Here is an 8,384-nt window from a genome sequence, read left to right as displayed (position 1 = left end):
TTGCCGCGGCCAGACCCAGGGCTGCCGATTTGCCGCGACCCCGGTCTGCCACCAGTACCAGAGGCCGTTTCCGATGGCCTGAAACCACTTTTAAAATAGCTGCAACCGCCCGTTGTTGCTCAGCACTGGCATACGGCTTAGTAGCGCCATCGGGCTTACTATAATCTGGCAGCGTCAGCTGCTGCATCACGTCAAACTTGTCGTTGTTAAGTTGCAGTCTCAATATCGGACATTCAGCCAGCCGGGCTAACCAGAAACGGATAAACTGGCCCTGATGTTGCTGTGGATCTATCGGATATGGCAGCAGGGCAGCATGAGCCGGGTTTGGCTGGCTGCACCACTGTTCGTCTGGCGGCGCCAGGACTAACCATAAGCCACCAGCGCGTAAGCAGCCTGCACTGGCTGCAACCAGGTCGGCGTTGAAGCCGGCAAAGGCGTTAATCACCAGCATATCACATTCGCTACCCAGTAACTGATAGTTACTGCCGGCCTTAAGTACAGTGGCATTAGCTGGCGGCTCCTCGCCCAGCCAGTATAGTTTTTCTGGGGTCAGGTGGGTAATAAGCAGGTGACAGGCATCCAGCAGCGCGTCGCGGTTACCTTGCAACAGCACCGGCAACCGGCTACACCGTTTTGCGGCTTCGGTCAGCAGCGGCTGCAAGCAGGCGGATAGTGACATTTACCCTGCAGCCTGCAGTCTGGCGTAAGCAGTCATCAGCCATTTACTGCCAAGCTGGTCAAAGTTAACCTGAATTCGTGACTGCGCCCCTACACCTTCATAATTAAGCACGGTGCCCTCGCCAAATTTATCGTGCAATACCCGCTGGCCAAGTTTAAAACCGGTGTTTTCAAAAGCAACATGGCTGGCGGCGCTGCCAAAACGGCCCGTCTGCGCCGGCCGGCTAACCTGGGTGGTTAACCGAATTTCTTCCAGATAGTCTGCCGGGATTTCACGAATAAAGCGCGACGCTTTATGATATTGCTCCTGGCCGTATAAACGACGGCTTTCGGCATGACATAAATACAGTTTTTGCATGGCGCGGGTCATGCCGACGTAGCATAGCCGCCGTTCTTCTTCTAAGCGGGTAGGGTCATCGCCACTTTGCTGGCTGGGGAACATGCCTTCTTCCAGACCACAGATAAACACCAGCGGAAACTCCAACCCTTTGGCGCTATGTAAGGTCATCAGCTGCACGGCATCTGAATGCTCTTCAGCCTGATACTCGCCCGCTTCCAATGCGGCCTGCGATAAAAACGCCGCCAGAGGCGTCATATCTTCCACCGTATTACTGTTAAAGTTCTGACAGGCCGTCACCAGCTCGTTTAAGTTTTCAATTCGGGTCTGGGCTTTCTCGCCTTTTTCAGCCTGGTACATCGCATATAAACCCGACTGTTTAATAATATGCTCAGCTTGTTCAAACAATGGTAAGTCGGTCAGCTCCTGCTCAAGCTGGTCAATTAACCGCATAAACTGCTCAATGGCATTAGCAGCCCGGCCACTTAGCTGCTTTTGCTGCAGCATCTGTTGCAGTGCCTGCCACAGCGTTTGCTGCTGGCTGCGGGCATGCAGCCGCACCTTATTCATTGTGGTATCGCCAATGCCGCGGGCCGGCGTATTAATAATGCGCTCCATGGCAGCATCGTCCTGGCGATTGCTAATCAAGCGCAAATAAGCCAGCGCATCCTTAATTTCCTGGCGCTCATAAAAGCGCAGGCCGCCGTAAATACGATAATGCAAGCCTTCCTGAATCAGCGCTTCTTCCAGTACCCGCGACTGGGCATTATTACGATACAAAATCGCGCTTTCGGTCAGGCTGCCGCCCTGATTTTGCCAGCTGCGAATACGGCTGACAATAAAACGTGCTTCATCCAGCTCGTTAAATGCTGTATACAGTGAAATAGTTTCGCCGTCGCTGCCATCTGTCCATAAGTCCTTGCCGAGCCGTCCGCTATTATTGGCAATCACGGCGTTAGCGGCTTTTAAGATAGTGGCGGTAGAGCGGTAGTTTTGTTCAAGACGAATAGTTTCGGCGCCGTCAAAGTCGCGCAGAAACTGCTGAATATTTTCAACTCTGGCGCCGCGCCAGCCGTAGATTGACTGATCGTCATCACCGACAATCATCACTTTGGCAGCGGTACCGGCCAGAAGCCTTAGCCAGTTATACTGAATCGCATTGGTATCCTGAAATTCGTCTACCAGAATATGGCGGAACCGCTGCTGATAATGGCCTCTTACATCGGCATGGTTTTTAAGCAGTTCAAAACTGCGTAACAGTATTTCGGCGAAATCAACCAAACCTGCGCGGTCACACATTTCCTGGTAGGCAGCGTAAATTTTTACCATCTGTTGCAGGCTGAAATCGCCGCCGGCGTCAATCATGCCCGGGCGCTGGCCGTCATCTTTGCGGCCATTAATAAACCACTGAATTTGCTTAGGCGGCCAGTGTTTTTCATCCAGATTTAAGGCTTTTAATACTCGTTTAACCAGCCGGTACTGATCGTCAGAATCAATAATTTGAAAGCCCTGTGGCAAACCAGCCTGTTGATAATGTGCCCTAAGCATCCGGTGCGACAAACCATGAAAGGTGCCCATCCACAGGTTATTTAAACTGACACCAATAGTACTTTCAATCCGGCCACGCATTTCCTGGGCAGCTTTATTGGTAAAGGTTACCGCCAGTAAGCTATAAGGGGCAACCGTTTCCACCTGCATTAACCAGGCTAAACGATGCACCAGAACCCGGGTTTTGCCACTGCCGGCACCAGCCAAAACCAGCATATGCTGCGGCGGAGCCGCCACCGCGTCACGTTGTTTATCGTTTAAGCCATCCAGCAGGTTGGATACATCCATCAGCACATCTCAGTAAACCATTTGCGGCCATTATAACAGCCCTGCTGTAAGCGCCAAGTAAAGCCACAGAATTTAGTGGATAAATAACCAGTATCAGCTGGTTGGCAGCAGCAGAGTACTAAGTTGCTGCACATCAGTAAGCCGGATATGTGGCAAGGTGCTTACCGGTTGCCGGTGGTGATCGAGCCAGGCGGCCTGGCAACCAGCGGCTAAGGCACCGATGACATCGGCGCGATGACTATCACCTATATGCAGGATCTCGGCGGGTTGAACTTTAAGCCGTTCTGCCGCCAACTGAAACATATCCGGATAAGGTTTCATCTTGCCATCAGGGCCGGCCTGCAGACTGAATTCAAACAGCGGGCTCAGGCCCATCTTCTGAATACAGGCATTGCCATTGGTGATGGCAATAAGCCGGTATTGTTTGGCTAAGGCAGTGAGTAAAGTATTAACCCCGGTAGTCAGGCTGATTTTGGTGCGGGCCTCAAGAAAGGCATCATATCCCTGCTGCGCCACTTTTTTAGCTTCTGCCCGCGCTATGCCCAGCTCAAGTAGCCCGGCCTCAATCCCTAACAGACGCCAGCGGCCAATATCATGCCGGATTTCCGGTTCCAGTTTGGCCAGCTTTAAGCGGTGCTGCCACCAGAAGTCACTGTCGGTCTGGTTACTTTGCGGTGCAAGCTCGAACAGCGCTGTCAGCATAGCCTGCTCGGCAGCGGCAATCACCGGTGAGTTATCGTACAGGGTGTCATCCAAATCAAACGACAAGGCTTTAACAGGAGAGAGCGCTTTAAAAATTTGCATGTAGTAGTTCCAGAAGGTAATAAGCCGAATTATAGCTGCCGTTGTTGCTCACTTACGCCAAACAGATGATTACGGTTTTTTTCTGGCTCTCGGGTGGGCGTTATCATACACCGCCGCCAGATGCTGAAAATCAAGATGGGTGTAAACCTGAGTGGTACTAAGATTAGCATGGCCCAGTAAGTCCTGTACCGCCCGCAGATCTCCACTTGACTGCAATACGTGACTGGCAAATGAGTGGCGCAACATATGCGGATGCAGCTGCTGGCCCAGCCCCTGCACTTTAGCCCAGTGTTCTACCCGCTGGCGAACCTGCCGGGCTGATATACGCTGCTGCTGTTTGCTTAAGAACAATGCCTGCTTGTCGGCTTGCGGTGTGGTCTCACTCAGCAATAAATGACGTTGGCTCAGCCACTGTTGTAAAGCGCTGATTGCCACTGAGCCTATTGGTAATTGCCGCTCTTTACTGCCTTTGCCCCGCACCCGGATTAACTTCTCCTGCCAGTCAATATCATTAACATTGCAACTGACCAGTTCTGCCAGACGCAGGCCGGACGAATAAAATAACTCCAGCATCGCTTTATCCCGGCACGCCAGCAGATCACTGCTGCTGTCAAAGCTAAGCAAATGTTGCAGGGTATCAATATCAAGATTTTTTGGCAGCCTCGGCTTAGGTTTGGGAACCGTCAGGTATTGGGCCGGGTTATCGCTAAGCTGCTGTTGTTGCTGCAGATAGCGGTACAGACCACGCAGCGCTGCCACTGTCAGCGCCAGGCTGCGGGCACTGAGGCCGCGGCGCCGGCCATTGGCAAGGTAAGTTTGCAACGTGGTTTCTGTTTGCTTAAGCCAGCTGAATTCAACTGGCTCAGTGCCTGACGCCTGAGCGCTCTGGCTGTTGGCAAAAAGACTAAGCTGCTGGCGGTAAGTTTGCAAGGTACGGCTGGCATAACCGCGCTCAAAGCGCAGATAGCTCAGATACTGTTCTAAATCATGGTGCCAGCGTGGTTCAGCGGTTGTCATCGCCGGGTAACACCAGCAACAGCAGTTTGGCCAGATGACGGATAAACAACCGGTCCATCGCTGGCTGGAAGTGATCATCCTGCTCGCTGCCAAAAGCAAGCAATGCCAGCCCCGGGCCACTGCCAATTTGCAGCAGAGCGACTGAATGAATAGCGTCGCCAAATAATGGCTGCTGCTCTTCTTTATTGAGCCGGCCAAGATAAACATTATCACTGCTTAAACGACGCGATACTAACAGCTGATACTGGCTGATAGCACTGTTGTCAGGCTGCAGACATATCAGCCTGCAGGCATGAACCTGAGGCATACTGCTGGCAAATTGTTGCAAAGCCTGCTCGGCTTCTGCCAGGCTGGGGTTTTGCAGTAAGCTCAGATGAAGCTGATTAAGCGCGTGAAAAATATGTTCATTCTGGCGGGCTATCGACATTAAGCGGGTAATATCATCTTCCAGTGCGGCAATTTTGGCACGCTGTAATTCCAGCTGGCGCTCTACCAGCGATACACTGCCACGTTGCTGATGTGGCAATCTCATTTGCTGTAACAGCTGCGGATAATGCTGAAAAAACTCCGGATGATCCTGCAGATAATCTAAAACGACGGTGGCGGCAATCGCCTCTTTATTCTGAGCCAGGTTGTCATTCATAACGAAAGTTGTCCATCAAATACATGTTCAGCCGGACCGGTCATTTTGACAACCTGGCCCGGGCCATTCCAGCGAATATGTAGGGTACCACCGGGCACGTCTACCTGCACCTGGGGCCCCAGTTTTTTCTGCAGCTGGCCGATAACCGCAGCGGCACAGGCGCCGGTGCCACATGCCAGGGTTTCGCCGGCACCGCGCTCCCATACCCGCAGTTTGATATGCTGGGATGACAACACCTGCATAAAACCAATATTGGCTTTTTGCGGGAAGCGTTCATGCTCTTCCAGCAAGGGCCCCAGCTCCCCGACATTGGCACTGGCAATATCGTCTACTTCCAGCACCGCATGCGGGTTACCCATCGAAGCCACGCCACACAGCACAGTATGCTCGCCGGCCCGCATAATATAGGTTGCTTCCTGCTTCTGCGCCTTAAACGGCACCAGCGCCGGTTCCAGCTGTGGAATGCCCATATTAACGGTAACCTGGCCATCCTGTTCTACATACAGGGTAATTTTGCCTGATTTGGTGCTAACCTGAATTTTGCTTTTGTTGGTCAGACCGCGATGGCGCACAAACTTGGCAAAGCAGCGGGCGCCATTGCCGCATTGTTCGACTTCACTGCCATCAGCGTTAAAAATCCGGTAGTGGAAATCCAGATCCGGATCATAAGGTGGCTCTACCATCAGCAGTTGGTCAAAACCAATACCGAAGTTCCTGTCGGCCAGCTGACGAATTTGCTCTTTAGTGAGAAATAAGTTCTGGCTAACGCTGTCAACCATCACAAAGTCGTTGCCCAGACCATGCATTTTTGAAAAGTTAATGATCATCAGAGCCTTATCACTGTTCACTAAGCAGCTGCTCGCCGCGCCATAAATCCTGCCATTGCTCGCGGGCCCGGATTAAGTGACAGCGGTCACCCGCTACCATCACTTCGGCCACCCGTGGCCGGCTGTTGTAATTGGAGCTCATGGTAAAGCCATAAGCGCCGGCCGAACGCACGGCCAGTAAGTCACCCTCGGCAATCGCCAACATCCGGTCTTTACCGAGAAAATCACCGGTTTCGCAGACCGGCCCGACAACATCGTAGCGCTGAGCGGTCTCAGTGCTTTGCTGATTAACCGGTACAATATTCTGCCAGGCACTGTACAGCGCCGGCCGGATTAAATCATTCATTGCCGCATCAACAATGGCAAAGTTTTTTTCCTGACCGGGTTTTAAAAATTCGACTTTAGTCAGCAAGATGCCGGCATTAGCCATAATGGCACGGCCGGGCTCCATAATCAGTTCAAGCTCAGGGTAACTTTGCAGCCGCTCAACCACTTTACTGATATAAGCATATGGCTCAGGTGGGGTTTCTTTATCATAAGTCACGCCCAGCCCCCCGCCGATGTCAATATGACTTAGCTGTATACCGTCCTTTTGCAACGCGTCAATTAATTGCAGCAGCTTTTCCAGCGCCTCTAAAAAAGGTTGGGTTTCGGTGAGCTGCGAGCCAATGTGGCAATCTACCCCAACCAGTTTCAGGTGGCTCATCGCGCGGGCTTTGCGGTAAATATCTGCGGCTTTTAAAATATCGACGCCGAACTTATTCGCTTTTAAGCCGGTGGAGATATAAGGATGGGTTTTAGCATCAATATCCGGGTTTACCCTAAGCGATACCGGCGCCATGATATTTAAGCTGCTGGCCACCTGCTGCAACCGTTCCAGTTCAGCTTCTGACTCGACGTTAAAACACTTAATTCCCAGTTGCAGAGCAAACCGCATATCGTCAGCAGTTTTTGCCACCCCGGAAAATACCACTTTGGCCGGATCGCCACCGGCAGCAATTACCCGGCGCAGCTCCCCGCCCGAGACAATATCAAAGCCGCTGCCAAGCCGGCTTAGAACATTCAGAACCGCCAGGTTACTGTTGGCCTTGACAGCGTAACACACCAGGCTATGAGGATGCGCCGCAGCTGCTGTGGCAAAGGCTTGATAATGGCGCTCAATGGTTGCTTTGGAGTAGACATAACAAGGCGTACCGAACTCTGCCGCCAGGGCGTTCAAATCTACCTGTTCCGCATGCAGAGTATCTTGCTGATAATTAAAGTGGTCCACGGTTTTGCTCCTTACTGGCGGCTGGCAGCTGTTCATTATCAGCTGGCTGAGCGGGCTTTTCTGCTGCCGGCTCTGCCACTTCCGGTGCAGCTTGTGGTAAGGTAAGTGGCCCTTTTTGACCGCAGGCGGCTAGCATAATGCTGCCCAGCAATAAGCAGGCAGGCAAAAGAAACTGGGATGAAATGCGCTTCGTTTGCATGGTTTCTATTTCTTTAAAGGCTTGACGCTCTATAATCGCATCCTTAGCGACAAAAGCAAACAGGTGACGCAGATGAATGACTTAGAATATGACGAACTGGCCGACAATACCCTGTTAGCGGTAGAAGAGGCGATTGAACAACTGGAACTTGATTTAGATTATGAATCAAACGGTGGTTTACTATCGATCACCTTTCCTGACCAGAGCAAGATTATTATTAATAAACAACCGCCGCTGCATCAGCTTTGGCTGGCAACGAAATTTAACGGTCATCACTTTGAATGGCGTAATCAGCAGTGGATCGATAACCGCACCGGTAGTGAATTCTGGCAGTTGTTGTCAGAGGCAGCTTCAAAACAAGCAGGCAGCCCGGTGGTGCTGACGGCACGGCAACCTGGAACAGAATAATGGCGTTACTCCCTTTTGTTGATATAAAACCAAACGGCCCGGTCAGGGCTGCAGTAGTCTGGCTGCATGGCCTGGGTGATTCGGGGCATGGCTTTGCGCCGATAGTACCGGAGCTGCGTTTACCCGCCGATGCCGGAATTCGCTTTTTATTTCCGCATGCTCCCGAGCGGCCGGTAACGGTAAACGGCGGTATGCGAATGCGTGCCTGGTACGATATTAAAACTATGGATTTAGCTCACCGCGCCGATGAGGCCGGTGTGCGCGAATCAGCGGCGGCAGTACAGCAGTTGCTGGATAAATTGATTGCTGACGGTCTTAGCAGTGAGCAAATCGTGCTGGCTGGTTTTAGCCAGGGTGGGGTAATC

The 8,384-nt window shown here is 52.1% G+C and carries 9 protein-coding genes and 1 pseudogene; 2 read left to right on the top strand and 8 right to left on the bottom strand.

Features of this window, described 5'->3' with window-relative positions; genetic code table 11:
• The 8 genes from R3177_RS11030 to lptM form a co-directional block, all read right to left on the bottom strand.
• On the bottom strand, positions 1–679 hold a 679-nt coding region (locus tag R3177_RS11030; RefSeq protein ID WP_318971080.1), incomplete at its 3' end, for a tRNA(Met) cytidine acetyltransferase TmcA domain-containing protein.
• A complete protein-coding gene (gene uvrD, locus R3177_RS11025) occupies positions 680–2,851 on the bottom strand; it encodes a DNA helicase II (protein ID WP_318971079.1) in 2,172 nt (723 codons plus the stop codon). It lies immediately after the preceding gene.
• Between the two features lie 93 nt (positions 2,852–2,944).
• Entirely contained in the window at positions 2,945–3,655 is a 711-nt protein-coding gene (locus tag R3177_RS11020) for an HAD-IA family hydrolase (protein ID WP_318971078.1), read from the bottom strand.
• A gap of 69 nt (positions 3,656–3,724) precedes the next feature.
• Positions 3,725–4,672 carry a tyrosine recombinase XerC gene (locus tag R3177_RS11015; RefSeq protein ID WP_318971077.1) on the bottom strand — a complete coding sequence of 316 codons (948 nt, stop codon included), beginning with the start codon at positions 4,670–4,672 and terminating at the stop codon, positions 3,725–3,727.
• Entirely contained in the window at positions 4,659–5,315 is a 657-nt protein-coding gene (locus tag R3177_RS11010; protein ID WP_318971076.1) for a DUF484 family protein, read from the bottom strand. Before R3177_RS11010 ends, R3177_RS11015 begins: the two co-directional genes overlap by 14 nt.
• A complete protein-coding gene (gene dapF / locus R3177_RS11005) occupies positions 5,312–6,142 on the bottom strand; it encodes a diaminopimelate epimerase (RefSeq protein WP_318971081.1) in 831 nt (276 codons plus the stop codon). Before dapF ends, R3177_RS11010 begins: the two co-directional genes overlap by 4 nt.
• 10 nt (positions 6,143–6,152) lie before the next feature.
• Complete coding sequence (gene lysA, locus R3177_RS11000; protein ID WP_318971075.1) at positions 6,153–7,412, bottom strand: diaminopimelate decarboxylase; 1,260 nt, start codon at positions 7,410–7,412, stop codon at positions 6,153–6,155.
• A complete protein-coding gene (gene lptM, locus R3177_RS10995; RefSeq protein ID WP_318971074.1) occupies positions 7,399–7,611 on the bottom strand; it encodes an LPS translocon maturation chaperone LptM in 213 nt (70 codons plus the stop codon). The genes lysA and lptM overlap by 14 nt, the downstream gene beginning before the upstream one ends.
• A 72-nt stretch (positions 7,612–7,683) precedes the next feature.
• Here lptM and cyaY point away from each other — a divergent pair, with 72 nt between their 5' ends.
• Both cyaY and R3177_RS10985 read left to right on the top strand, forming a co-directional pair.
• Positions 7,684–8,019 (top strand): iron donor protein CyaY, encoded by a 336-nt coding sequence (cyaY, locus tag R3177_RS10990; protein WP_318971073.1) that lies wholly within the window; start codon positions 7,684–7,686, stop codon positions 8,017–8,019.
• Positions 8,019–8,384 (top strand): annotated as a pseudogene (locus R3177_RS10985) (carboxylesterase); the annotation flags it as partial. The gene cyaY and the pseudogene R3177_RS10985, both read left to right, overlap by 1 nt.

Source organism: Arsukibacterium sp. (assembly GCF_033722355.1).
Taxonomy (GTDB): Bacteria; Pseudomonadota; Gammaproteobacteria; order Enterobacterales; family Alteromonadaceae; genus Alishewanella.
This window is presented reverse-complemented; position numbering and strand designations above follow the sequence as displayed.